27 protein-coding genes and 2 pseudogenes are annotated in these 23,296 nt (G+C 71.2%); 14 read left to right on the top strand and 15 right to left on the bottom strand.

Annotated elements, in window-relative coordinates:
• The coding region (locus tag ACWEFB_RS24280) for a sigma-70 family RNA polymerase sigma factor (RefSeq protein WP_452288908.1) at positions 1–479 on the bottom strand (479 nt) is incomplete at its 3' end.
• A gap of 302 nt (positions 480–781) precedes the next feature.
• Between ACWEFB_RS24280 and ACWEFB_RS24285 the strand changes: the two genes are divergently transcribed.
• Complete coding sequence (locus ACWEFB_RS24285; RefSeq protein WP_326560215.1) at positions 782–1,570, top strand: sporulation protein; 789 nt, start codon at positions 782–784, stop codon at positions 1,568–1,570.
• Positions 1,571–1,691: 121 nt separating this feature from the next.
• Here ACWEFB_RS24285 and dtd read toward each other — a convergent pair whose 3' ends face one another.
• The 3 genes from dtd to ACWEFB_RS24300 all read right to left on the bottom strand — a co-directional run bounded on the left by dtd (position 1,692) and on the right by ACWEFB_RS24300 (position 4,112).
• The gene (gene dtd / locus ACWEFB_RS24290) at positions 1,692–2,114 is read right to left on the bottom strand and encodes a D-aminoacyl-tRNA deacylase (RefSeq protein WP_452288910.1); all 423 of its coding nucleotides are present in this window, start codon (positions 2,112–2,114) and stop codon (positions 1,692–1,694) included.
• A gap of 6 nt (positions 2,115–2,120) precedes the next feature.
• Positions 2,121–3,605 (bottom strand): DUF7782 domain-containing protein, encoded by a 1,485-nt coding sequence (locus ACWEFB_RS24295; RefSeq protein ID WP_452288912.1) that lies wholly within the window; start codon positions 3,603–3,605, stop codon positions 2,121–2,123.
• A gap of 66 nt (positions 3,606–3,671) precedes the next feature.
• Entirely contained in the window at positions 3,672–4,112 is a 441-nt protein-coding gene (locus ACWEFB_RS24300) for a cupin domain-containing protein (RefSeq protein ID WP_452288914.1), read from the bottom strand.
• A 190-nt stretch (positions 4,113–4,302) separates the two neighbouring features.
• Between ACWEFB_RS24300 and ACWEFB_RS24305 the strand changes: the two genes are divergently transcribed.
• Positions 4,303–4,929 carry a nucleotidyltransferase domain-containing protein gene (locus ACWEFB_RS24305; RefSeq protein WP_452288916.1) on the top strand — a complete coding sequence of 209 codons (627 nt, stop codon included), beginning with the start codon at positions 4,303–4,305 and terminating at the stop codon, positions 4,927–4,929.
• A 126-nt stretch (positions 4,930–5,055) separates the two neighbouring features.
• Complete coding sequence (locus ACWEFB_RS24310; RefSeq protein ID WP_452288918.1) at positions 5,056–5,622, top strand: HhH-GPD-type base excision DNA repair protein; 567 nt, start codon at positions 5,056–5,058, stop codon at positions 5,620–5,622.
• A 39-nt stretch (positions 5,623–5,661) separates the two neighbouring features.
• Here ACWEFB_RS24310 and ACWEFB_RS24315 read toward each other — a convergent pair whose 3' ends face one another.
• On the bottom strand, positions 5,662–5,973 hold the full coding sequence (locus ACWEFB_RS24315; protein ID WP_326560209.1) for a hypothetical protein: 312 nt from the start codon (positions 5,971–5,973) through the stop codon (positions 5,662–5,664).
• Between the two features lie 13 nt (positions 5,974–5,986).
• A complete protein-coding gene (locus ACWEFB_RS24320) occupies positions 5,987–6,274 on the bottom strand; it encodes a hypothetical protein (RefSeq protein WP_326560208.1) in 288 nt (95 codons plus the stop codon).
• Between the two features lie 104 nt (positions 6,275–6,378).
• Here ACWEFB_RS24320 and ACWEFB_RS24325 point away from each other — a divergent pair, with 104 nt between their 5' ends.
• Entirely contained in the window at positions 6,379–6,735 is a 357-nt protein-coding gene (locus tag ACWEFB_RS24325) for a DUF3099 domain-containing protein (protein ID WP_326560207.1), read from the top strand.
• 79 nt (positions 6,736–6,814) lie between these two features.
• Here the strand turns inward: ACWEFB_RS24325 and ACWEFB_RS24330 are convergent, their stop codons facing one another.
• The 3 genes from ACWEFB_RS24330 to ACWEFB_RS24340 all read right to left on the bottom strand — a co-directional run bounded on the left by ACWEFB_RS24330 (position 6,815) and on the right by ACWEFB_RS24340 (position 9,706).
• The gene (locus ACWEFB_RS24330) at positions 6,815–7,441 is read right to left on the bottom strand and encodes a hypothetical protein (RefSeq protein WP_452288921.1); all 627 of its coding nucleotides are present in this window, start codon (positions 7,439–7,441) and stop codon (positions 6,815–6,817) included.
• A gap of 433 nt (positions 7,442–7,874) precedes the next feature.
• Entirely contained in the window at positions 7,875–8,774 is a 900-nt protein-coding gene (locus ACWEFB_RS24335; protein WP_452288923.1) for a carbohydrate kinase family protein, read from the bottom strand.
• Positions 8,771–9,706, bottom strand: coding sequence for a pseudouridine-5'-phosphate glycosidase (locus tag ACWEFB_RS24340; RefSeq protein WP_452288925.1), 936 nt, complete (start codon positions 9,704–9,706; stop codon positions 8,771–8,773). Before ACWEFB_RS24340 ends, ACWEFB_RS24335 begins: the two co-directional genes overlap by 4 nt.
• 104 nt (positions 9,707–9,810) lie before the next feature.
• Here ACWEFB_RS24340 and ACWEFB_RS24345 point away from each other — a divergent pair, with 104 nt between their 5' ends.
• The 3 genes and pseudogenes from ACWEFB_RS24345 to ACWEFB_RS24355 all read left to right on the top strand — a co-directional run bounded on the left by ACWEFB_RS24345 (position 9,811) and on the right by ACWEFB_RS24355 (position 12,845).
• The gene (locus tag ACWEFB_RS24345; RefSeq protein WP_326560204.1) at positions 9,811–10,029 is read left to right on the top strand and encodes a DUF3039 domain-containing protein; all 219 of its coding nucleotides are present in this window, start codon (positions 9,811–9,813) and stop codon (positions 10,027–10,029) included.
• Between the two features lie 40 nt (positions 10,030–10,069).
• Positions 10,070–10,690: pseudogene (locus ACWEFB_RS24350) on the top strand (trimeric intracellular cation channel family protein); the annotation flags it as partial.
• A 433-nt stretch (positions 10,691–11,123) separates the two neighbouring features.
• Positions 11,124–12,845 (top strand): DEAD/DEAH box helicase, encoded by a 1,722-nt coding sequence (locus ACWEFB_RS24355; protein ID WP_326560203.1) that lies wholly within the window; start codon positions 11,124–11,126, stop codon positions 12,843–12,845.
• 214 nt (positions 12,846–13,059) lie between these two features.
• Here ACWEFB_RS24355 and ACWEFB_RS24360 read toward each other — a convergent pair whose 3' ends face one another.
• Entirely contained in the window at positions 13,060–13,293 is a 234-nt protein-coding gene (locus tag ACWEFB_RS24360; RefSeq protein ID WP_326560202.1) for a DUF7455 domain-containing protein, read from the bottom strand.
• A 244-nt stretch (positions 13,294–13,537) separates the two neighbouring features.
• Entirely contained in the window at positions 13,538–15,139 is a 1,602-nt protein-coding gene (locus ACWEFB_RS24365) for an RNA polymerase sigma factor (RefSeq protein ID WP_452288928.1), read from the bottom strand.
• Between the two features lie 287 nt (positions 15,140–15,426).
• On the opposite strand from ACWEFB_RS24365, the gene ACWEFB_RS24370 reads away from it, so the two are divergent.
• Positions 15,427–16,251: an inositol monophosphatase family protein gene (locus tag ACWEFB_RS24370; protein ID WP_326560200.1), complete on the top strand. Its 825-nt coding sequence runs from the start codon at positions 15,427–15,429 to the stop codon at positions 16,249–16,251.
• A gap of 139 nt (positions 16,252–16,390) precedes the next feature.
• Here ACWEFB_RS24370 and ACWEFB_RS24375 read toward each other — a convergent pair whose 3' ends face one another.
• Positions 16,391–16,909 carry a LytR C-terminal domain-containing protein gene (locus ACWEFB_RS24375; RefSeq protein ID WP_326562990.1) on the bottom strand — a complete coding sequence of 173 codons (519 nt, stop codon included), beginning with the start codon at positions 16,907–16,909 and terminating at the stop codon, positions 16,391–16,393.
• A gap of 439 nt (positions 16,910–17,348) precedes the next feature.
• Between ACWEFB_RS24375 and ACWEFB_RS24380 the strand changes: the two genes are divergently transcribed.
• The gene (locus ACWEFB_RS24380; RefSeq protein WP_121159124.1) at positions 17,349–17,645 is read left to right on the top strand and encodes a DUF4193 domain-containing protein; all 297 of its coding nucleotides are present in this window, start codon (positions 17,349–17,351) and stop codon (positions 17,643–17,645) included.
• A gap of 147 nt (positions 17,646–17,792) precedes the next feature.
• Complete coding sequence (locus tag ACWEFB_RS24385) at positions 17,793–18,686, top strand: hypothetical protein (RefSeq protein WP_452288931.1); 894 nt, start codon at positions 17,793–17,795, stop codon at positions 18,684–18,686.
• Here ACWEFB_RS24385 and ACWEFB_RS24390 read toward each other — a convergent pair.
• The gene (locus ACWEFB_RS24390) at positions 18,683–19,225 is read right to left on the bottom strand and encodes a DUF3093 domain-containing protein (RefSeq protein WP_452288933.1); all 543 of its coding nucleotides are present in this window, start codon (positions 19,223–19,225) and stop codon (positions 18,683–18,685) included. The two genes, ACWEFB_RS24385 and ACWEFB_RS24390, sit on opposite strands and share 4 nt — an antisense overlap.
• A gap of 85 nt (positions 19,226–19,310) precedes the next feature.
• Here ACWEFB_RS24390 and dut point away from each other — a divergent pair, with 85 nt between their 5' ends.
• The 4 genes and pseudogenes from dut (at position 19,311) to ACWEFB_RS24410 (ending at position 21,872) form a co-directional block, all read left to right on the top strand.
• A complete protein-coding gene (gene dut / locus ACWEFB_RS24395) occupies positions 19,311–19,814 on the top strand; it encodes a dUTP diphosphatase (RefSeq protein ID WP_452288935.1) in 504 nt (167 codons plus the stop codon).
• Positions 19,811–20,470, top strand: a pseudogene (locus ACWEFB_RS24400) (DUF3710 domain-containing protein); the annotation flags it as partial. The gene dut and the pseudogene ACWEFB_RS24400, both read left to right, overlap by 4 nt.
• 282 nt (positions 20,471–20,752) lie before the next feature.
• Positions 20,753–21,133 (top strand): OB-fold nucleic acid binding domain-containing protein, encoded by a 381-nt coding sequence (locus tag ACWEFB_RS24405; RefSeq protein WP_326560196.1) that lies wholly within the window; start codon positions 20,753–20,755, stop codon positions 21,131–21,133.
• A 43-nt stretch (positions 21,134–21,176) separates the two neighbouring features.
• A complete protein-coding gene (locus ACWEFB_RS24410; RefSeq protein WP_452288937.1) occupies positions 21,177–21,872 on the top strand; it encodes a DUF3159 domain-containing protein in 696 nt (231 codons plus the stop codon).
• Between the two features lie 18 nt (positions 21,873–21,890).
• Here ACWEFB_RS24410 and ACWEFB_RS24415 read toward each other — a convergent pair whose 3' ends face one another.
• On the bottom strand, positions 21,891–22,580 hold the full coding sequence (locus ACWEFB_RS24415; RefSeq protein ID WP_326560194.1) for a potassium channel family protein: 690 nt from the start codon (positions 22,578–22,580) through the stop codon (positions 21,891–21,893).
• Between the two features lies 1 nt (position 22,581).
• Positions 22,582–23,247, bottom strand: a complete 666-nt coding sequence (locus ACWEFB_RS24420; RefSeq protein ID WP_452288940.1) for a potassium channel family protein — start codon at positions 23,245–23,247, stop codon at positions 22,582–22,584.
• Positions 23,248–23,296 lie beyond the last annotated feature (49 nt).

Below are 23,296 nucleotides of genomic sequence, written 5' to 3' on the forward strand. Positions count from 1 at the left end.
GTGGAGAACTTGTAGCCCTTGGTGTAGTCGAACTTCTCGACGGCCCGGATGAGGCCGAGGTTGCCCTCCTGGATCAGGTCGAGGAAGGCCATCCCGCGGCCGGTGTAGCGCTTGGCGATGCTGACCACCAGGCGGAGGTTCGCCTCCAGCAGGTGGTTCTTCGCCAGCCGACCCTGGTCGGCCACGGTGGTGAGGTCCCGCCGCAGTGCGGCCGGCAGGTCGCCGGTCAGCTTCTCCTCGGCGTAGAGGCCGGCCTCGATCCGCTTGGCCAGGTCGACCTCCTGTACGGCGGTGAGGAGCTTGGTCCGGCCGATGCCGTTGAGGTAGGCGCGGACCAGGTCGGCCGACACGCCCCGCTCGTCGGTGGCGTCCAGGTCGACCAGCGTGTCAGTGGTGCCGCTGTCGACAATCGTGCTGTCGGCAACCTTGCTGTTATCGGGCCCGATGACGGCGGCCGGGTGCAGTTCGTTCTGGATCATCTCGAGGACCATCTTCAGTCGCCTCCCCGCGTCGACTAAGTGGCGCGTACCGGCAGCCCTGTGGCGCCGATGAGAACAGCTTGGCGGGCATGGCGTGAAGCTGCGGTGAGGCGATCGTCCAGGTGGCATGAAACCGGGAGTCGCTCGCGGCGACTTACCCTATTTAGTGCGGTACGTCGATAATATTCTGAGCGCTCAGTCTGCGAACGAGGGCTTGCCGGGACCGACTACTGTGCCACCGATTGGCCACCCGGCCAGCAACGAGAACCAACCAAGTGCCGACGAAAGCCAGGGAGGACGGCGTGGTCTTCAAAAGACTGATGCAGGCGATGGGTGTGGGCGGCCCGTCCGTGGAAACCGTGCTGAACAACCCGAACTGCCGTCCGGGCGGCCAGCTCGAGGGCCGGATCCAGATCAGCGGGGGCGACCACCCGGTCGACATCGAGTACGTCGCGCTGGGCCTCGTCACCCGGGTCGAGGTGGAGAGCGGCGACGGCGAGTACGACACCACGCAGGAGTTCCAGCGCCAGCGCGCCACCGGGGCGTTCCGGCTGGAGAGCGGGCAGCGGCACGAGATCCCGTTCCGCTTCGAGGTGCCCTGGGAGACGCCGATCACCGAGGTCTACGGCCAGCACCTGCACGGCATGACGATGGGGCTGCGTACCGAGTTGGAGGTGGCCCGGGCGGTGGACAAGGGTGACCTCGACGCGGTTGCCGTACATCCGTTGCCGGCGCAGGAGCGCATCCTCGACGCCCTGCTCCGGCTCGGTTTCCGGTTCACCCGGGCCGATGTCGAGCGGGGCCGGATCTACGGGGTGCAGCAGACGCTCCCGTTCTACCAGGAGATCGAGTTCTACCCGGCGCCGCAGTACGCCCGCGCCATCAACCAGCTCGAACTGACCTTCGTCGGTACGCCCCAGCACCTCCAGCTCGTCCTGGAGATCGACAAGCGGGGTGGGGTCTTCTCCGAGGGCCGCGACGCGTTCGGCCGGTTCACGGTCGACTACGCCACCGCGGACCAGACCGACTGGGCCGCCCAGCTCGACGGCTGGCTGCGCCAGTCGATGCGCCAGCGCGGCCTGTTCTTCTGACCGACCCGCCCGGTTTTTCTAGCCGGCCCGCCCGGCCCGTCCCGCCCACACCGCGTGGGACGGGACGGGCGGCCGGGACCGCTCGGAGGTCGAGCCGGCTTGTCCATCGGGCCGGGACCGCTCAGAGGTCGAGCAGGATGGTGCACGGACCGACGTTCACGCTCTCGACCAGCATGTGGGCGCGGAACCGCCCCGTTTCCACCGTCGCCCCGCGCGCCCGCAGCGCCTCGGCGAACGCCGCCACCTTCGGCTCGGCCACCTCGGCCGGAGCCGCACCGCCCCAGCTCGGCCGCCGCCCCTTGCGGGCGTCGCCGTACAGGGTGAACTGGCTGACCACGAGCACCGGCGCACCGACCTCCGAGGCGGACCGCTCGCCGTCCAGGATCCGCAGCTCGTACACCTTGCGGGCCATCGTCTCGGCGGTCGCCGGGGTGTCGGTGTGGGTCACCCCGATCAGCACCAGGAGCCCGTCGGAGATCGCGCCGACCACCTCGCCGTCGACCGTGACACTGGCCCGGCTGACCGTCTGCACCACCGCGCGCACGGGCGATCAGTCCGTCTCGGGAGTGATCAGACCCCGTTCCACCAGGTGCGCGATGATCGGCCCGGCCGCCTCGGCCAGGTCGTCGGCCGCCACCTCGTGCGCGATCGCCAGCACCGCCAACTGCTCACGCAGCGGCACCCGGCCGTCCGCGCCACTGACCAGAGCCAGCACCAGCGGGTCCACCTCCTCGCTCCAGCGCAGCCCGTGCGGCATGGCGAGCACCTGACGGTCCACCGCCCAACCTTCCGGACCCATGGTCGCCTCCTGCCGGAGCTGCAACCCCTCCGCGATCCGGTAGCGGCTGGCCAGGAGCGCGTCGGTGTCGCGTACCCGGAGCCAGTCCTGGCGGTCGAACCAGGCGGCGATCTGGTCGCCCATCGGCGGCTGCACCGGCTGGCGGAGGTCCTCGACCCGGACCACCGGCTGGTCGTGCCCGCCCCGGCGGAGGTTGATCAACCCGAAGCCGACCGCCTCCACCTTCTGCGCGTCGAACCAGTCCAGCCAGGCGGCGATCCGGTGCGGGTCGGTCGCCTCGCTCGCGTCGGCCAGCCACAGGTCGACGTACGCCATCGGGTCGGCCACCTCGCGCTGGATCACCCAGGCGTCCAGCGCGGTGCCGGCGAACCACCCGGCCACCCGCTCGCCCCAGTCCTCACCGGCGATGTGCACCCAGTTGGCGAGGTACTGCATCGTGCCGCCCTCGGTCAGCAGGTCCGGCGCGGCGGCGGCCAGTTCCGCCGCGATCCCGTCACCGACCCGCCCCGAGTCGCGGTAACTGTGCGTGGTCGTGCCGGGCCCGACCACGAACGGCGGGTTGCTGACCACCAGGTCGAAGCGGCGACCCGCGACCGGGGCGGTCATGTCGCCGTGCAGCAGTTCCCACTGCTGGCCGTTGAGCGCGGCGGTGGTCGCCGCGAACCGCAGCGAGCGGGTGGAGAAGTCGGTGGCGGTCACCCGGCCGGCGTGGGTGGCCAGGTGCAGCGCCTGTACGCCGGAACCGGTGCCGAGGTCGAGCGCGGTGTCGACCGGGCGCCGGACGGTGGCGCCGACCAGCGTGGTCGACGCCCCACCGATGCCCAGCACATGGTCGGCGGCGAGCGGGCGGCCCGGCCGGGCGCTCGCCGGGACGTCGGACAGCGCCCACCAGGCGTCCCCGTACGGCTCCAGGTCGATGCCCTGACGCAGGCCACCGTCGGCGCGTTCGACCAGGCCGGCGGCGAGAGCGTCGGCCAGCGGGAGCGGGGCCAGGGCCGCCGCGACCGCCGCCTCCGGTTCGGTCTGGGCGCAGACGAACAGCCGGATCAGTGTGCCGAGCGGGTCCCGGTCCGCGGTGATCCGCAGCGCCGCCCGGAAGTCGTTGCGGGCCATCCCGCTGGTCGCCTGCGGACCCAGCCGTCCGGCGATGCCGCTCGACGTGTAACCGGCGTTGGTCAGTGCCGTGCGGAGCTGGTCGACGCCGGCCGCGGAGAGGAGCATGTCGTTTTCGTCCACCCCGCCATCCTGCCGGTTGCGCCCGAGCATGCCGGGCACAACCCCCGGTAGAAGCGGTTGGTGGGATCAGTGCAGCCGGAAGTCGGCGAAGTCGAAACCGGGCGCGACCACGCAGCTCACCAGCACCGGCTGGTCACCGGCGGGCACCGCCGCCTGCCACACCCCGCCGGGGATCAGCACCTGCGGCTGCTGGCCGGCCGACACGTCGGCGCCGAGCAGCACCTCGTCCGGAACGGTCGCCGGCGTCTCCCCGGTGCCGCCGAAGCGCAGCGTCAGCGGTCCGCCGGAGTGCCAGAACCACAGCTCGTCGGAGCGGACCAGGTGCCAGCGGGACTCCTCACCGGGGGCGAGGAGGAAGAGGATCGCGGTGGCCGCGCTGCGCGCTGCGGCGTACCCGTCGGGGTGGAAGCTGTGCGCGGACCGCCAGGTTTCGCGGAACCAGCCGCCCTCGGGGTGGCTTGCGAGGTCGAGCTGCGCGGCCAGGTCGGGCCGGTGCGGCGTGGTCACGGGTCGTTCTCCTTCCGGGTACGACTACCGTCCGCCACGACCCGATGCGGGTGCGTATCCGCTGGTGGACCGGCGGCGGACGCGCCGGTCGGGGTAGCCGCGACCGGACGAGCTGAGGTTAGCTGGCGAACACCGGACCGGGCCCTGCTGTGCCCACGGGCGTTTCCAGGGGTGAGGGGTCGTGTCGGAGATGGACGAATCGGAAGAGGAACGCATCCAGTCGCTCTACGGCCGCTGGGCGCCGCTGTCACCGGCCGAGGTGGCGACGCTGCTCGACGGGTCCGGAGTGCGCTGGTGGGTGGTCGGCGGACGCGCCGCACGGGTCGGGGCGCCAGCACGGAGACATTCCGACACCGACGTAGCCCTGCGCCGGTCCGACCTGCCCCGGCTGCGGGACCACCTCGCCGACTGGCACCTCTGGCAGGCCCACGAAGGCGGGCTGCACCCGCTGCTGCCCGGTACGGACCTCCCGGCGGATCGTGAACAGTTGTGGCTGCGCCGCAACGCGGACCACCCGTGGGTGGCGGACCTGCTGCTACAGGCGGGCGACGAAGAGTGGATCTTCAAGAAGGACAACCGGGTACGACTGCCCTGGTCGCGGGCACTGCACCGGGTGGACGGCGTACCGCACCTGCGGCCGGAGGTGGCGCTGCTGCACAAGGCCCACCTCGACCGCCCCAAGGATCGGGCGGACCTGGCCGCCGCGATGCTCGCCCCGGACGCCCGCGCCTGGCTCGGCACCACGCTCGACCTGCTCGGACACGCCGAATGGGCCCACCTCGCCCGCACCGGCGCGACGGCATCGGACAGCGACTGACCCACCCCGCCGCATCGACGGGCGTACGGCGGATCCGCCGGGATTCACCGCACCTGCCCAGGGTCGCCGGTGCCCAGCCGGCCGTGCCGCTCGTCCAGCCGAAGCCGTAACCGGCATGATGGGAGCATGAGCTTCTCGTTGCCGATCGTCCCCGAGGCGAACGCGCTGCTGGACCGGGACCCACTGGCGGTGGTGATCGGCCTGACCCTTGATCAACAAGTGACGATGGAGAAGGCGTTCACGTCTCCGCACGTACTCGTCCAGCGGCTCGGGCACGAGCCGACCGCGGCCGAGTTGGCCGACTTCGACGCCGACGAGTTGCTCGCGATCTTCGCCACCCCGCCGGCGCTGCACCGGTTCCCGAAGGCGATGGCGGCGCGGGTCCAGGAGGTGTGCCGGGTCATCGTCGACCGTTACGACGGTGACCCCGCCGCGCTGTGGCGGGACGTGTCCGACGGCGCCGACCTGTTCAAGCGGATCGTGTCGCTGCCGGGCTTCGGCAAGCAGAAGGCCCAGATCTTCGTGGCCCTGCTCGGCAAGCAGTACGGCGTACAGCCGGCCGGGTGGCGCGAGGCGGCCGGGGGCTACGGCGAGGAGGGCGCGTACCGCTCGGTGGCGGACATCGTCGACGACGAGTCGCTGGCGAAGGTGCGCGCCTACAAGAAGGAGATGAAGGCCGCGGCCAAGGTCTGAGCGCGGCTCGCCCGACGGTGGTGCGGGAGGCGCGGTGGATCAGGCGGCGGTCGGGTGGGCGAGTGCCGCCAGCGCCCGGCGTACGTCAGCCAGGGACACCGTCGCCGAGTCGTCGAGGTCGGCCAGCCCGGCCTCGATCCACTGCCGCATCAGGGTGGTGACCCCGATGCCGCGGGCGTCGGCGGCAGCACGGACCCGTTCGTACGTGTCCAGCGGCAGCCGTACGGACCGGCTGACCATCGGCACGTCCGTGTCGGGCGTCGGCAGGTCGACCGGCTGACTGTCGTCGATCAGGTCCGCGAGCCGGTCGCCGCCCTCGTGGAAGTGCTTGGTCGCGTCGTGTCGGTTCATCGTCATCGCCTCCTCATCGTCGCCATCCCCGGATCGCCTCGTCGTAGCGCTTGGACTCGCTGTCGCTGAGGTCGCGTGCGGAGAGGATGTCCCAGTCGTTGTCGTTGTGGTCGGCCTCGGCGAGCAGGATGGCCAGCCGGCGCCCGCGACGTGCGGTCGCGTACATGACCATCACGTCGTCGCCGAGGTGCCGGATGACCCGCCGCGAGCTGTGCAGGGCCTCCCAGACCTCGCCGGGGGTGACGCCGTAGACCTTCAGGTTGCCCAACGCCTCGTCGGTGAAGCTGAACCTGCTGCCCACGGCGAGAGCGTACCACGTACGTAACACGAACGAGACCAGTCCGCTTTTCGTCGGCACCGCTGACGAAGTGCGAGGATGGACCGGCATCCCCTGCGAGGAGGACCGTGGTGAAGCACCAGGCGTACCAGCCGATCCTGATCACCGACGCCTCACGGAGCCAGCAGGACCAACTGCACAGTCGCCAGGTGCGCTACGTGGTGATGATGTCGATCCGCGTCGTCTGCATCGTCGCCGGTGCCATCCTGGTCGGCGTGCAGGCACCCCTGCTCTGGCTCTGGCTGCCGCTCTGCGCCGTCGGCATGGTCCTCGTACCGTGGCTGGCGGTCCTGCTCGCCAACGACCGGCCGCCCAAGGAGGAGCACCGCTTCGGTGCCCGCCGGCGCCAGCGTCACCTGGACGACACCCCGCCCCGCAGCCTCCCCGCCGAGCGTCCCCACCCCGTGATCGACGCCGAACCCTAAAACCCAAACCTTCCGGGTACGCGAAAAGCCGGGCCCCCGTCACGGGGACCCGGCTTCCGTTTTCGCTATCCGTATTTGCTTACTTGGTCCAGACGTCCTGCACGATGTGCGCGGCCTGGTTCTCCCACTGCGCGTACGCATCCGGGAACGCCGACACCTGAACCTTCTGCGCCGCATCCGTCAACGGCATGTCCTGCCAACCATCAACCTGCTTCAGACCCTTCAGGAACATGGTCGAGGCGTAGGTCGGGTCGGTGATCTGCTCAGGCGTACCCCAACCCGAGCTGGGCCGCTGCTGGAACAGACCCAGCGAGTCGTGGTCGTTCATGTCACCCAGATGACCCAGGTTCTCCAACTTCGACTCCTGCATCGAGGTAGCAACCGCGATCACGGCACCACGCTCACCCATACCCAACTTCTTCGCCGTGTCGACAATCGCCTTGGCGTTGTCGGTCTGCTCCTTGCTCAGATCAATACTCGACTGCGCACCCTGCACACCGTGCGGGATCAGCTTGTCCATACCCGGCTTGTCAGCCGTGACCTGCGCGACCGTGGTCATCGCCGGAGCGGCATGCTCGGCCGGAGACGCGAACACGTGACCCACAGGACCCGCAACCGCACCACCAACAAACGCCAGACTGGCAACACCCAGAGCAGTCTTACGAACAAACGAAGTCTCAGTAATACCGGTGAAAGTCGTCTTCACGATGGTTCACCTTCCAATCGGGGGTACCCGACGCGCGCCTATAGGGGGAAGGCGCTGGCGCTCGGGGAAAGAAGTACGAGGCCACAGCACACACGAGGCGAGGGGGATCATGCCCCGGCGCTGCTCCGGTCGTACGCGATGTATAACCGTCCCAGGCCCGCCAGCATTCCGCGAACCCGCCCCCACCCAGAGTTGATCAAGCCCAAAAACCTCGCACACACGACACCCGACCCAAACGTCAACGCTGATGTAGAGAAAGAGGGGCTATCCACGGCCGGATAACCACTCATTCACTGAAAGAGCGCCCACGTCGGGTTTCGGGGGCGGCGTGCCCCGCGTCGGGATCAAGCCTGACCGCCCAGAGCGGGGTACGCCGCCCCCGAAACCCCACCCCGCGGGGCGCGCTTCCGAAACCCCACCCCGCAACCAAGACTCAACCCAAAGGCCGAGCCCCAACCGAAGACACCGCAAGCCCACCAACCTCGCCAGCCACCCCCAACGCCTCACCCGGACCCAACCCCCGAGTCCAAGCCCCCAGCAGACCGGCCGCGAACGCATCCCCCGCACCGGTCGGATCCACCACCCGCACCCGCCGCACCACCGACTCGACCGTCGGCCCGCCCCGCGACGCCCAGACCGCCCCGTCTCCGCCCCGTTTCACCACCACGTGCCTGACGGCCCCCGTCAACGCCTCCGCCTGGGCACGCGCCGTTTCCGGCCCGGCGAGCACCTCCGCCTCGTCCGCGTTGGCGAGAAGGAGGTCGGCGTCGCGTACCCAGTCCAGGAAGGCCGCCGCACCGACCTGCCGGAGCGGCTCGGCGGAGGCCGCGTCGACGCTGGTGGTGAGCCCGCGTTCGCGCGCTGCGGCCAGCGCGTGCCGCCCGGCGTCGCGCGAGTCGGCGTCCAACAACGTGTACGCGGACAGGTGCAGGTGTCGGGCGTCCGGTGCGCCGTCCAGGGCCGCGTCCAGGTCGGCCGGCGCCAGCCGCAGGTTGGCACCCCGTTCGCTGATCATCGTCCGTTCGCCGGCACCGGCGAGCACGATCACCGTCCCGGTCGGCGCGTCGTCGCAGTGGCGTACGGCGCAGTCGACCCCGGCGGCGGTCAGCTCCGCCACCCTCGCCCGACCGGCGTCGTCGTCGCCGACGACGGCGACCAGGGTCACCGGGTTGCCCCGGGAGGCCAGCCAGGCCGCGGTATTCGCGGCCTGGCCGCCGCCGGTGAGGCGGATGGCGGCCGGGGTGTCGGAGCCGGTCGCCAGCGGCCCGGAGAGCACCGCGAGGACGTCGGTGACGATGTCGCCGACCGCGATGATCCGCGCCGCCCCGCTCATCCGGCGGTGGTGCCGGTCCGGGCGACCGCCGCTACCGCGATCTGCCCGGCCAGGGTCGCGTTGCGCAGGATGATCCGTACGTTGACGGCCAGGCTGGCGCCGCCGGTGGAGGAGTGGAAGTGGGAGAGCAGGAACGGGGTGACGGCCTTGCCGGTGACCCCGTCGCGGGCCATCAGGGCCAGCCCGTCGGCCAGGGTCCGGTCGTGCAGGTCCGGGTCGAGCTGCTCATCGACGGGCAGCGGGTTCGCCACGATCACCCCGCCCGGCTGTATGCCGTGCTCCGCCCGCGCGGCCAGCACCGCGGCGATCTGCTCCGGTGTCTCCACCGACCAGTCCAGGGTGAAGCCGCTGTCGGTGATGAAGAAGCCGGGGAAGCGGTGGGTGCGGTAGCCGAGCACGGTGACGCCGAGCGTCTCCAGCCGTTCCAGTGTCGCGCCGACGTCGAGGATCGACTTCACCCCGGCGCAGACCACCGCGATCGGGGTCCGGGCCAGCGCGGTCAGGTCGGCCGACTCGTCGAAGGTCTGCGCAGCCTCGCGGTGCACCCCGCCCAGGCCACCGGTGGCGAAGACGCCGATTCCGGCGGCGGCGGCGACCGCGCTGGTCGCGGCGACCGTGGTGGCGCCGTCCGCGCCGGTCGCGGCGGCCACGGCCAGATCGCGTACGGAGAGTTTCGCCACTCCGTCGGTGCTGGCCAGCCGGGTGAGCTGGTTGTCGTCCAGACCGACCACCAGTTCGCCCTCGACCATGCCGATGGTGGCGGGTACGGCGCCGGTGGACCGGACCGCCTGTTCGATCTCCCGGGCGACCCGGAGGTTGTCGGGCCGGGGCAGCCCGTGCGAGACGATGGTGCTCTCCAGCGCCACGATCGGGCGCCCCTCGCGTCGGGCGTCGGCCACCTCGGCGCCGTAGCGGATGTTGAACTTGGTCACGTTGATCACCGTACGGTGCCGATCAGCCGGTGTTCCGGTGGACCCTGCGCCAGTGACCTGCCAAACTGGAAAGTTGCGGGGTCATTCTGGGAGGTAAAGCCGACGTGAGCACCGAGGTTCTCGAGCGTCCGGAACTGAAGGACGCGGACACCGGGCCGGAGATGTTTCATTATGTCCGGAAAGAGAAGATTGCTGAAAGTGCGGTCATGGGTACCTTCGTCATCGCCCTCTGCGGCGAGACGTTCCCCGTGACCAAGGCGGCCAAGCCGGGTTCACCGGTCTGCCCGCAGTGCAAGGAGATCTACGAGTCGATGCGTGACTGACCCGCCGACCCGTTCCATCGACAGCGCGTAGCATTCTGCGGTGACCACCTCGACCGCCCTGCTGCTGGCCGACCTGACCGGCGTGGCCGTATTCGCCGCGTCCGGGGCGTCGGCGGCGGTGGTGAAGCGGCTCGACCTCTTCGGCGTGGTTTTTGTCGGGTTCGTCGCCGCGTTGGGCGGCGGGATCTTCCGTGATCTGGTGATCGACGAGGTCCCGCCGCTGGCCTTCGCCGACTGGCGGTACGCGGTCACCGCCGCACTCAGCGCCGCCGCGGTCTTCTGGCTGCATCCGCAACTGGCCCGGCTGCGTACGGCGGTCCTGATCCTCGACGCGGCCGGGCTGGGTCTGTTCACCGTCACCGGCACGCTGAAGGCCCTCGCGGCCGACGTGCCGCCGGTCGGCGCGGTGCTGATCGGCATGCTCACCGCGATCGGTGGCGGTCTCGGCCGGGACCTGCTCACCGGGGAGATCCCGGTGGTGCTGCGGCGGGAGATCTACGCGGTGGCCGCCCTGGCCGGGTCGATCGTGGTGGTCGCCCTGGACCACGCCGGAGTGACCGGACCGCTGCCCCTGGTCGCGGCGGTGGTCCTCATCTTCGGCCTGCGCCTGGTGGCGCTGCGTCGGCGCTGGTCGGCACCGGTCCCGCTGGTCGTCGTACCGGGAACCGGCCACCCCGTCCCGGCCCGTCGCCAGCGGTCCCGGCGGCGCACCGGTACGTCGCACCGCACGCCCGCAACCCCTCGCGACCGCGCGGCGACCGGCACTCCGGATCCGGTCGCCCCACCCCCGCCCGTACCCGAACACCCCGCCGCACCGGACCGCATCACCCCATCGGACCAGGGGGCCGGTCCCTCGCCGGAGCGGGCCGGGTCATCGTCGTCCGAGCGCGGGGGCGAGCACCGGGGAGTGTGACCAACGGTGCGGTGGTGTCGCCTGGGGCGGCCCGGCTCCGCTGGTTATGCTGGGGCGGCCTTCGCGCGCCACCTGGGTCGCGGAGGCGTTTTCATGGTCCACCGTTACCGCTACCACCGCCGCGCCGCGGCCATCCGGTCCGCGAGCGCGCGGTCCCGGTAGCCGAAGGGGAGATTCTCGCGTGGGTGCCCGACTGCCGGCGATCGACACCTTCCCGGCGCTGCGGGACTGGCAGCGCAAGGCGCTGGTGGGATACCTGCGCCGGAGGTCCGAGGACTTCATGGCGGTGGCCACCCCCGGTGCGGGCAAGACCACCTTCGCCCTGCGGATCGCCGCCGAACTGCTCGCCGACGGGACCGTCGAGGCGGTCACCGTGGTCGCACCGACCGAGCACCTGAAGACCCAGTGGTCGCTGGCCGCCGCCCGGGTGGGGATCCAGCTCGACTCCGCGTTCCGCAACGCCGACCTGCACTCCTCCACCGACTTCCACGGTGCCGTGGTGACGTACGCGCAGGTCGGGATGGCTCCGCAGGTGCACCGCCGGCGGACGATGACCCGGCGGACCCTGGTGATCCTGGACGAGGTGCACCACGCCGGTGACTCCCGTACCTGGGGGGACGGGGTCAGGGCGGCCTTCGAGCCGGCCGTACGCCGCCTGATGCTCACCGGTACGCCGTTCCGCTCCGACGACAACCCGATCCCGTTCGTGACGTACGAGCGGGGCGGTGACGGGCTGCCCCGCTCCCGCTCCGACTCGACCTACGGGTACGCGGACGCGCTCCGCGACGGCGTGGTGCGCCCGGTGATCTTCCTCGCGTACTCGGGTGAGACGAGGTGGCGTACCAACGCGGGCGACGAGCTGGCGGCCCGGTTGGGCGACCCGATGACCCCGGACCTGATCGCGCAGGCGTGGCGTACGGTCCTGGACCCGGCCGGCGACTGGATGCCACAGGTGCTCCGGGCCGCCGACGCCCGGCTGCAGGTGCTCCGGGCGGGCGGGATGACCGACGCGGGCGGCCTGGTGATCGCCACCGACCAGCAGGCGGCTCGGGCGTACGCCCGGCTGATCGAGCGGGTCACCGGGGAGAAGGCCGTGGTGGTGCTCTCCGACGACGTGGGCTCGTCGGCCCGGATCGCCGCGTTCGCCGAGTCGGACCAGCGCTGGATGGTCGCCGTCCGGATGGTGTCCGAGGGGGTCGACATTCCCCGGCTCGCCGTCGGTGTCTACGCGACCAGCGCCTCGACCCCGCTCTACTTCGCCCAGGCGATCGGGCGGTTCGTCCGGGCCCGCCGCCCGGGGGAGACCGCATCGGTCTTCCTGCCGAGCGTGCCGCACCTGTTGGGGCTCGCCAGCGAGTTGGAGGCAGAGCGGGACCACGTGCTCGGGGAGCCCAAGAAGCGCGAGGGCTTCGAGGACGACCTGCTCGAACGGGCGCAGCGCGAGGAGAAGGCCAGCGGCGAGCTGGACAAACGGTTCGAGGTGCTCGAAGCGACCGCCCACCTCGACCAGGTGATCTTCGACGGCGCCTCGTTCGGCACCACGGCCCAGGCCGGTACGCCGGAGGAGGAGGAGTATCTGGGCCTGCCCGGCCTGCTCACCGCCGACCAGGTGTCGGTGCTGCTGAACAAGCGCCAGGCCGAGCAGTTGGCCGCCAAGCGGCGTCGGGCGGCGAACGAGCCGGTGCCGGCGCCCCGCGAGCCGACCGCGCCGCGCAGTGCGGCGGAGCGTCGGGTCACCCTGCGGCGCCAGCTCAACACCCTGGTGGCGGCCCACCACCACCGTACGAACCTGCCGCACGGGAAGATCCACGCCGAGCTGCGTCGGCTCTGTGGTGGCCCGCCGAGCGCTCAGGCCACGATCGAGCAGCTAGAGGAACGCATCGCCACGATCCAGACCCTCTGACCGGGCCGGGAACCGACCCGGCCCGGAGGCGGACCGACCGAGCCGGAGACGCCCGTGCCACCCGAGCGGGCGGTACGGGCGTCTCCGGATACGGTGCGACGCTTGTCCCGTCCGTACCGGGCAGGGCGTGCCCAGCCGGTTGCCGGACGGGGATAGATAGATGACCGGAGGTGCCCGTGAGGGGCCCCTCCGGTCATCTATATGGGGTTTCGTATCAGTTCGCCATCAGATCGGCGCCACGCCACGTGAAATCTGGGTCAGCCGCGAACCGGACCGTGATCTTCACCAGATCTTCGGCGTACTTGTTCGCGTGATGTCCACAGAACACCAGCTCACTCCCACCCGCGAGGGTGATCCGGAGCTTGCCGGCGGCGTTGCAGCGGTCGCACCGTTCATCGGCGGCTGGGGGAGCCACCGTTGCGGGCGGCGGCGTGAGGGTCGGGGTCATCGCCTTCCTCCTCGGGTCGTCACCGATGAACACTCTCTTCGGTCGTTGCTCACCTATCGTGCAACACCCTGGCGGGGTGTGGCCTTCCCAGTGTGCCCGCGGGGGACCGAGGTCACACGTGGTAGAGACAGTGTGCCGTGCACCAAGGGTGCCACGTCAACGATCACAACCGGGAAACCGGCCGATCGCTATCGGGTGTTGTACACCTGGTGATCAAAGCGACACAACTGGTTGACGTTTTGGCTCAGTCCAGATAGTCCCGCAGCACCTGGGAACGGGACGGATGGCGCAGTTTCGACATCGTCTTCGACTCGATCTGCCGGATCCGCTCCCGGGTGACCCCGTACACCTGACCGATTTCGTCCAGGGTGCGAGGCTGCCCGTCGGTGAGCCCGAAGCGCAGACGCACCACCCCGGCCTCCCGCTCGGAGAGGGTCTGGAGCACCTGCTGGAGCTGGTCCTGCAGGAGCGAGAAGGAGACCGCGTCGACCGCGACCACCGCTTCGGAGTCTTCGATGAAGTCGCCGAGCTGACTGTCGCCCTCGTCGCCGATGGTCTGGTCGAGCGAGATCGGCTCCCGCGCGTACTGCTGGATCTCCAACACCTTTTCAGGTGTGATGTCCATCTCCTTCGCCAGCTCCTCCGGGGTGGGCTCGCGGCCCAGGTCCTGGAGCAGCTCGCGCTGGATCCGGCCCAGCTTGTTGATCACTTCGACCATGTGCACCGGGATGCGGATGGTGCGGGCCTGGTCGGCCATGGCGCGGGTGATGGCCTGGCGGATCCACCAGGTGGCGTAGGTGGAGAACTTGTAGCCCTTGGTGTAGTCGAACTTCTCGACGGCCCGGATGAGGCCGAGGTTGCCCTCCTGGATCAGGTCGAGGAAGGCCATCCCACGGCCGGTGTAGCGCTTGGCCAGGGAGACCACCAGGCGGAGGTTCGCCTCCAGCAGGTGGTTCTTGGCCCGTTCGCCGTCCCGGGAGATCCAACCGAGGTCGCGCGTCATCTGGATGACGAGCTTCTCCTCGCCCTCCTCCGCCGCGCGCAGGCGCTCGGCGGCGTAGAGGCCGGCCTCGATCCGCTTGGCGAGCTCGACCTCCTGCTCGGCGTTGAGCAGCGGGACCTTGCCGATCTGCTTGAGGTACGCCCGGACCGAGTCGGCGGAGGCGGTCAGCTCGGCGTCGCGCCGAGCCTGCTTGAGCGCCTCGGACTCCTCGTCGTCCCACTCGAAGTCGTTGTCGGTGGCGGCGCTGGCCGCGTCGGACTCGGCCGCCTGGGTCAGCTCGGCCGGCTCCTCGACGACGACGTCCTCGATCTCGGCGGCGAGCTCCTCGGGATCGATCTCGCCGTCCTCGCCCGACTTCGGCTTGGTGGCGGTTTTGGTGGCCTTCACGGCCCCGGTCGCGCCCGCAGCCGCGCCGGCCGCCTTGGTGGCCCGGCCGACCCGGGCCGCGGCCTTGGCGGGCGTCTCAGCGGGTTTTCCGGCCGCACTGGCGGCGGCAGCCGCCTTGCGGGCCGGGGTGGCCTCGTCCGCGGCGGTGGCCTGCTTGGGGGCGGGCGACGCCTTCTTGGCCGTGGCCTTGGCGGTGGTGGCCCGCGAGGCGGGGGTGGCCGATCGAGCCGCGGCGACCCGGCGACGGGTGCTCGCGGAGCCGTCGACCACGACGGTCACGCCCGCGTCGGAGAGCGCCCGTAGGATCTTCTTGGCCTGGGCCGGAGTCACCTCAGCGGACTCGACCGTGCGCGCCAGCTCTGCCGACGTGAGCTGGCCGCCGGCGTTTTGCGCGTGGGCGATCAGGGTGTCGGTGAGGGAGCGTACGTCGGCGCCGGTGTGGCGGGGTTCTGTCACGAATGACCTTCCGGAGGCGATGAGCGAGCACGGCCGGGTCGGCCAGCGCAGCGCTAGGCGTCGTGCCGGACCGATGTGGTTGAGGGACCCCCGAGTCCCGGGCCGGCCGGTGTCGGCGGTCCGTGGCGCGTGGGCAGGCGTGAATTGTAACGCCGTCTGCGGGGTTCCTCCCGCGCCGCACGCCGAAACGGCGGCTGGAGGCCGCCGACTCGGAGCGCATGTGGACTTTGTAAGGATGATACTCGCGTCCGGCGCGGACGTCGCAGCCTGTGCGAGAAGGGGACGCCATGGGTAGCAGCCGGCCCACCGCCGAGGAACTGCTGGAGCTGGCGCTGGAGGTGGCCCGACGGGCCGCCGACACCGCCCGCCGGATGCGCGCCGAGGGGGTCTCCGCGGTGGCCACCAAGAGCACCGCGACCGACGTGGTCACGGCCGCCGACCGTGCGGTGGAGCGGCAGGTCGTCGCCGCCCTGCGGGAGGCGCGTCCGGCCGACGCGGTGCTCGGCGAGGAGTACGGCACCACCGCCGGCCCCGCCCCGTCCGGTCCGGGCGCCGTCCGGTGGATCCTGGACCCGATCGACGGCACCGTGAACTACCTGTACGGGCTGCCCCAGTATGCCGTCTCGCTCGCCGCCGAGGTCGACGGCGAGGTGGTGGCGGGGGTGGTGCGCAACGCCGCGACCGGGGACGAATGGACCGCCACCCTGGGCGGCGGGGCCTGGCGGGACGGCCGGAAGCTCACCGGCTCGACCGAGACCGATCTCGGCCAGGCGCTGGTCGCCACCGGCTTCGGCTACGACCCGGCCCGCCGCGCGCACCAGGCCGGGGTGCTGGCCGGACTGATCACCGGGGTACGCGACGTCCGCCGGTTCGGTGCGGCGGCACTTGACCTCTGCCTGGCCGCCGAGGGCAGCGTCGACGCGTACTACGAGAAGGGCCTCAACCACTGGGACCACGCGGCCGGCGGACTGATCGCGGCCGAGGCGGGGCTGCGGGTCGCCGGGCTGGCCGGTGCCGCACCCGGACCGGATCTGGTCATCGCCGCACCGCCGGCCCTGTTCGACCCGCTGCACGAACGGCTGGCCCGGCTCGACGCCGCCGGGGGACCGTGACCCCCGGAGCAGACCATGACCTGCCGGGTCAATCAATCCACCTGTTCGGGTAGCACCGCTCCACCCTTCGGCGGAACCGAAACCGGCCCCGCTCCCGCAGGTCGCGGGGCGGGGCCGGTGACGTTCGGTCTGCGGCGGGTCAGTTCGTCTCTTCCTTCGCCGGGCAGGTGCCCGGCTCCAGCTTGGGCGAGCCGAGCCCGGACAGGGCCTGGTTGACCTCGGTGGTGGTGGCGAGCTGGGTGTAGCTGTTCCCGATCACCACGTCCACGGTGTCGTCCTCGCGGTTGGGGTCGTACTCCGGCTCGGCCTCGTCCAGGAAGTACGCCTTCAGCAGGTGCGCGGAGGCGATCCCCTTGGGGCCGTACCGCAGAACCGCGACCCCGTCGACCGGCTCGGAATCGTTGCCCTGCTTGACGACCTGGAACTTCCGGTTCTTGAAGTCCGTCGCGACGTTCGAGGCGAGCGCGGGCGTGTCGGTCGCGTTGTAGACAGCGATCTTGACGTCCTTGGCCTCTCGCAACGCGATGTTGGCCCGCTTGAACCCGGCCGGGCAGGCGTCCTCGGCGGCGGCACCGCTCTGCGTGTCGCGGATCAGGGCGGCACCGACGAAGACCAGGGCGAGCACCGCCAGCACCCCGACGACGACAAACGCGCGCACCCGGGCAAAACTCATCTGGTTGGCTCCCGTACAGGTGTGGACCGGTGGTGCCGAGCGGCCGATGGGACCTGGCCGCCGTCGGCTACCGAGTATGCCGGTGAGGCTAGCTGTTGTCCGGCCCGGCGCGGAAACCGGCAAACCTGCCGGCGTGCCGACGCCGTTCGGACTACCGCTACCCCTATCTTCGTGTCGCCTGAGTCACATTGGGAACAACTCTGGCCGCTCGGGCGTACATGCATGCCGCGAGGGCGGTATACATGCCTCGCCCGATGGGGGGTAAGGTACCGCGCTCGCCGGGGGTGTTCTCCCGGCGGCCGTGGCCCGGGCACCGAGCCGGGGTCGGCGACCGGAAAAAAGATGACCGGCCAGCGGGAACCGAAACAGTGTCTTCCGGCGTTACAACCGGAAGCGACTATATCGATATGGGAGAGTGAAACCGATGGCCACCGACTACGACGCCCCGCGTCGCGACGAGGTCGACCTCGGCGAGGACAGCCTGGAAGAGCTGAAGGCCCGGCGCGTCGACTCACAGTCGGGCGCCGTGGACGTCGACGAGGCCGAAGTCGCCGAGAGCTTCGAGCTTCCGGGAGCCGACCTGGCCGACGAAGAGCTCACGGTGAAGGTGCTGCCGATGCAGTCGGACGAGTTCCGCTGCGCCCGCTGTTTCCTCGTACACCACCGCAGTCAACTCGCGGTGGAGCGCAACGGCGAGCTGATCTGCCGCGAGTGCGCCTGAGTTCGCCACTGTCGCCGGGGGGCGACGGAGAGGCGACGCGGCGAGGGTAGGCCGCGTTCGATTCGAGATGCGCGGGTGGCACCGACCTGCTTGACTCGATCCGACCGACTCGACGTTGGACGGATCGCCAGGGCTGGAGGTCAGCGCATGACCCGCTCCGAGCAGGCGCCGGGAACCCCTGAGGGGGTGCCGGCGCCGACTGGGGGGATCGGCCCGGTGGAGAACCCGCCGGACGCCGAGTTGGAGAGCGCCGAGGGCGACCTCGGTGCGACCATCGCCGCGTTGACCGAGGACGACCTCGGTCCGGCGCGGCGTCGCCGGCTGCTGGGCCGGCTCGTCGGCCAGGTTCGAGCCCGTGGTCTGGGCGACCTGTTCCGGCCCAGGGCGGCGATCCGCTGGATGAGCGACGTGGTCGGCGAGGTGGTGCCGCACATCCCGATCCGGGATCGGGAAACGCTCCGGCGGCACTACGACGGCCTCGACGGCGACGCGCTCGCCGAGCGGTTGATCCGTAACGCGGCCAGGGCCACCGCCGGGGTGGGTGCGGCCGGCGGTGGGGTGGCGGCGGTGGAGTGGGCGGTCGCGCCGACCCTGCTCTCCGCACCGGTGCTGCTGGCCGCCGAGACGGTCGCGGTGGTGACCATCGAGATCAAGCTGATCGGCGAGCTGCACGAGGCGTACGGGGTTCCGCTGCCGGGCAGCAGCAGCCAGCGCGCCGTCGCGATGATCCAGTCGTGGGCGAGCCGGCGCGGGGTGAACCCGTTCCTGCCGGGGATGGGTGTCGGCGCCGTACTCGGGCCGGCGGTCCGCAAGCAGCTCCGGGAGACGTTGCTGCGCCGGTTCGGGCGCAATCTGACCACCCTCGGCCCGTTCCTGACCGGTGCCGCGGTGGCCGGTTACCTCAACCGGCGGGCGACCCTCACCCTGGGCGACGCGATCCGGACCGACCTGCGCAAGCAGTTCCGGGCCATCACCGGCCCACCGGAGCAGGGGACCATCAGCGGCCCCGAGCCACGACGGCACTGGCCGGACAACGACTAACCGGCCGCCGTGGCGGTGTCGCCCGCGGTGCCGGATCGACCGGTCGTCCCGGCCAGGTCGCGGGCGGCGAGGATGGCCTCGGCGAGCTGCACCGGATGCCGGGAGCTGACCACCCAGTACGGGGTCGGGTCGGCCGGATCGTCGAGTACGACCTGCACCGCGCCCGCCACCCAGGGCCGCTGCACCACGAAGGCGAGCGGATCGGCGCCGACGCCGAGGACCTCGCGGCGCCCCTCCGCGTCCAGGGCGATGGCGTCGCTGACGTACCGGACGGGCAACCGGGCGTCGTCGACCAGCAGTTCGCCGTCGCGTACGCCGACCGTGATGCGACCCACCCACCAGAGCCCGAGCGCGGTCAACGGGAGCAGCACGACAAACGGCAACCAGGCCCGCATGCCGTCCGAGCCCATCCAGACCTCCATCGCGAGCAGCGCACCGGCTGCCGCTCCGGCGAGCCAACCCCACCAGGGCAGACGGAGGCGTTCGCGGTAACCGTCGACGCTCGGCACGGCGGCGGAAGTGAGACGAGTTGGTGCCACAGTGTGAGGGTACGGCGCGGCGTGGCGGGGTGACCCGGCAGGATAGAGACCATCGCCCGCCCCGACGGATCGGAAGAGTGACACCGTGACCCAGGCCGTGCCCGTACCCGTCCGACAGCTGGACCCGGACCTACCGCTACCGGTGTACGCCCATCCCGGTGACGCGGGCGCCGATCTGCTGGCCGCCCGGGACGTCGAGCTGGCGCCGGGGGCGCGGGCGCTGGTGCCCACCGGGATCGCGATCGCCCTGCCGGAGGGCTTCGTCGGGCTGGTCCATCCGCGTTCGGGACTGGCCGCCAGGCTGGGTGTCACGGTGCTGAACGCGCCCGGTACGGTCGACGCCGGCTACCGCGGCGAGATCTTGGTCAACCTGATCAACCACGACCGGGAGAACCCGGCCAAGATCTCTCGTGGCGACCGGATCGCGCAACTCGTGGTGCAGCGGGTGGAACACGCCCGCTTCCACCCCGTCGACGAGCTTCCCGCCACCCAGCGGGGCGAGAATGGACACGGTTCGACGGGCGGGCACGCGGGTCTGGTCCCGCCGCGCGACGCAAGCGAGCAGCAGGCAGAAAGGTCGGCACGGTGATCTTTTCCCGAGGACGCGGCGGACGGCACGCCCGTGACGAGCGGGCCGGTCGGTCCGAGGGTGCGGCGGTCGACCAGCCGACGGACGACTCGTCGGACGCCCCGGACGGCGACCGGGGTCCGTACGACATCTCCGAGGCCCCGGCCGGGGTGGAGCGACTCGACCTGGGCAGCCTGCAGATTCCCGCGGTCGCCGACGTCGAGATCCGGGTCCAGGCCGACCCGGAGGGTGTGGTCCAGCAGGTGGTGCTGTTGCACGGGGAGAACGCGTTGCAGCTCGGCGTCTTCGCCGCGCCCCGCTCCGAGGGCATTTGGGACGAGGTGCGGGCGGAGATCCGCGAGTCCCTGTCCGGTGAGGGCACGGCGGCCGAGGAGAGCGACGGCGAGTACGGGGTCGAGTTGCGGGCGCGGGTCCGTACCCCGGAGGGTTTCACGGACCTGCGGTTCGTCGGCATCGACGGGCCGCGGTGGATGGTTCGCGGGGTCTATCAGGGCAGGGTGGCGACCGACCCGACCGCCGCCGGCCCGCTCGCCGACTGCCTCTACGGCCTGGTGGTGGACCGGGGCCAGGAGGCCAAGCCGGTTCGTGAGCCATTGCCGCTGCGACTGCCCAGGGAGATCGCCGAGCGGCAGGCGGCGGAGGCCGCCGCGGCCGGCACCGCGCCGGGTGGGGAGTCCGTGATCAGGGCGGACGGCGGTGGCCCGGACGGGGGCGGCCCGACACCCGCGCCGAGGGTCAACGGGAGCGCTCCCGACCAGCAGCAGCCCCGCCGGGGCAAGCCCTCGCCGAGGCCGCGCGGGTCGGCCTGATCGGAGATCCGCCGGTCCGCGCCGATCCGGCCCACCGGCGTACGCTGGCAGTGCGGTCCCCGCCGGGACCGGCTGGAACTGGCCGCGGCCGGATGATCCGGGGCGGCTCGAGGAGGGTGGCACGAGGTCATGGCGACCGACGAGGGTCGGGGGTCGCTGCGCAACCTCCTGCAGCGGCTGACCGCGAGCGAGGCCGAGATCGAGGCGCAGGAACTGCGTCGCGAGAGCGCGCAGTGTGGTGGCACGCCGGCCGGGCTGTGCCGGCGGGGCGAGCTGGTGTCGATCTCCGGTCGGCTCCGCACCGTGGTCTACACACCCCGGACGAACCTGCCCACGCTGGAGGCCGACCTCTACGACGGCACCGACGTGGTGACACTGGTCTGGCTGGGGCGCAGGCACATCATCGGGATCGAGCCGGGACGGCAATTGACCGTTCGCGGTCGCGTGGCGATTCGCGATGACCGTAAAGTCATCTACAACCCGTACTACGAGTTGGAACTGCCCCGTTGAGTACGAGGCCGGGCAGCCGCCGCCCCGAACGGAAGACGTGCAGATGACGACTGGACCACAGCCGGCCGCCAGGGTCGACACCGACCCGGCGGACGAGGCACCGCTACCGAGCATGGCCGAGCAGGTCGCCGAGCAGCTCGGCGGCTGGCGGGGGATGGTCGAGTCGAGCGTCCCGGTGCTCGTCTTCGTACTGGTCAACGTGCTCGCCGAGCTGCGCCCGGCGCTGATCGCCTCGCTGGCCGTGGCGATCGCGATCGCGGTGCTCCGGCTGGCACAGAAGCGGCCGATCCGGCACGCGGTCAACGGTTTGTTCGGCATCGCCGTCGGGGCGTTCATCGCCTTCCGCAGCGGTGACTCGAAGGACTTCTACCTGCCCGGCATCCTCTACGGCATCGCGTACGGGCTGGCGCTGCTCGCCTCGGCCGCGATCCGGCAGCCGCTGGTCGGCTGGATCTGGTCGGTGCTGGTGGCCAAGGGGAAGTCCGAGTGGCGCCAGGACGCCCGGCTGGTGCGTACCTTCACCTGGCTCACCGTGCTCTGGGGTGTGGTCTGGTTGGCGAAGGTCGGCGTCCAGGCGGCGCTCTACCTCGCCGACCAGGACACCGCGCTGGGCATCGCCCGGCTGGCCCTGGGTTACCCGCCGTACCTGCTGTTGCTGGCGATCACGGTCTGGACGGTGCGCCGGGTGACCCGGGACGCATCCCCGGCCGGGTCGGCCACCGCGGTCAGCCCGAGCTGACCGCGGCCCGCCTTCCGGTCAGCTCTCGCCCCGGGTCCGTTCGACGCTGTCCGCGCCGAGCATGACGGCCCGGACGGCGTCCTCCACCTCGGCCGTGCATACGAAGATCAGCTCGTCGCCCGCCTCGAGCGGGTCGTCCGGGCTCGGCACCAGCACCCGCCGGCCGCGCAGGATCGCCACCAGGGCGGAGTCCCGGGGCAGCGGTACGGCGTGGATTGGGTGCCCGACGTAGGGCGCGGTACGCGGCAGGGTGATCTCGACCAGGTTCGCCTCGCCCTGGCGGAAGGTCATCAGCCGGACCAGGTCACCGACCGTCACCGCCTCCTCGACCAGCGCGGCCATCACCCGGGGCTTGCTCACCGCGACGTCGACGCCCCACTGGTCGGTGAAGAGCCACTCGTTCTCCGCCCGGTTCACCCGGGCGACCACCCGGGCCACGGCGAACTCGGTCTTCGCCAGCAGGGAGACCACCAGGTTGACCTTGTCGTCGCCGGTCGCCGCGACGACCACGTCGCAGCTCGCCAGGTCCGCCTCCTCGAGGCTGGCCAGCTCGCACGCGTCCGCGAGCACCCACTCGGCGTCCGGAACCCGTTCCGGGCGCAGCATCCTCGGCTGCCGTTCCACCAGCATCACCTGGTGGCCGTTGTCGATCAGCTCCTGGGCGATGGACCGGCCCACGTTGCCCGCGCCAGCAATGGCGACCCGCATGTCACTGTCCCCCTTCGGGCGGTGCGCCGGCCGCCGTGGTGACCCCGCCGGCCATGTCGTCGGTGACCAGCATGAAGAGCTGGTCACCCTCCTGCAGAACGCTGGACGCGGTGGGCAGCGTTCCGATACCGAACCGCATGACGTACGCGGCGCGGGCGCCGGTCGCCTGCTCGATCGCCTTGATCGGGCGGCCGACCCAGTCCTTGTGTACCGGCACCTCGATGATCGAAACGGTGCTGGTGGGGTCGCGGAAGATCTCCACGTTCCCCTCGGGCACCAGGTGACGGATCATCCGGTCGGCGGTCCACCGGACGGTGGCGACGGTGGGGATGCCGAGCCGCTCGTAGACCTGGGCCCGCTTCTGGTCGTAGATCCGCGCGGCCACCCGGGTCACCCCGAACGTCTCCCGGGCCAACCTGGCCGAGATGATGTTGGAGTTGTCACCGCTGGACACGGCGGCGAAGGCGTCCGCCCGTTCGATGCCGGCCTGGCGCAGGACCTCGCCGTCGAACCCGATCCCGGTGACCGTGATCCCACCGAAGTCGGGACCGAGCCGGCGGAAACTGTCCGAGTTCTGGTCGATCACGGCCACCGAATGACCGCGGGACTCCAGACTGTGGGCAAGCGTCGAGCCGACCCGCCCACACCCCATGATCACGATGTGCACGGTGCTTCCTCCTGGCGTGAACCGTGTGTGCTCCACCCGGCGGCCGGGG

The sequence above is a fragment of the Micromonospora sp. NPDC004704 genome (assembly GCF_053601675.1).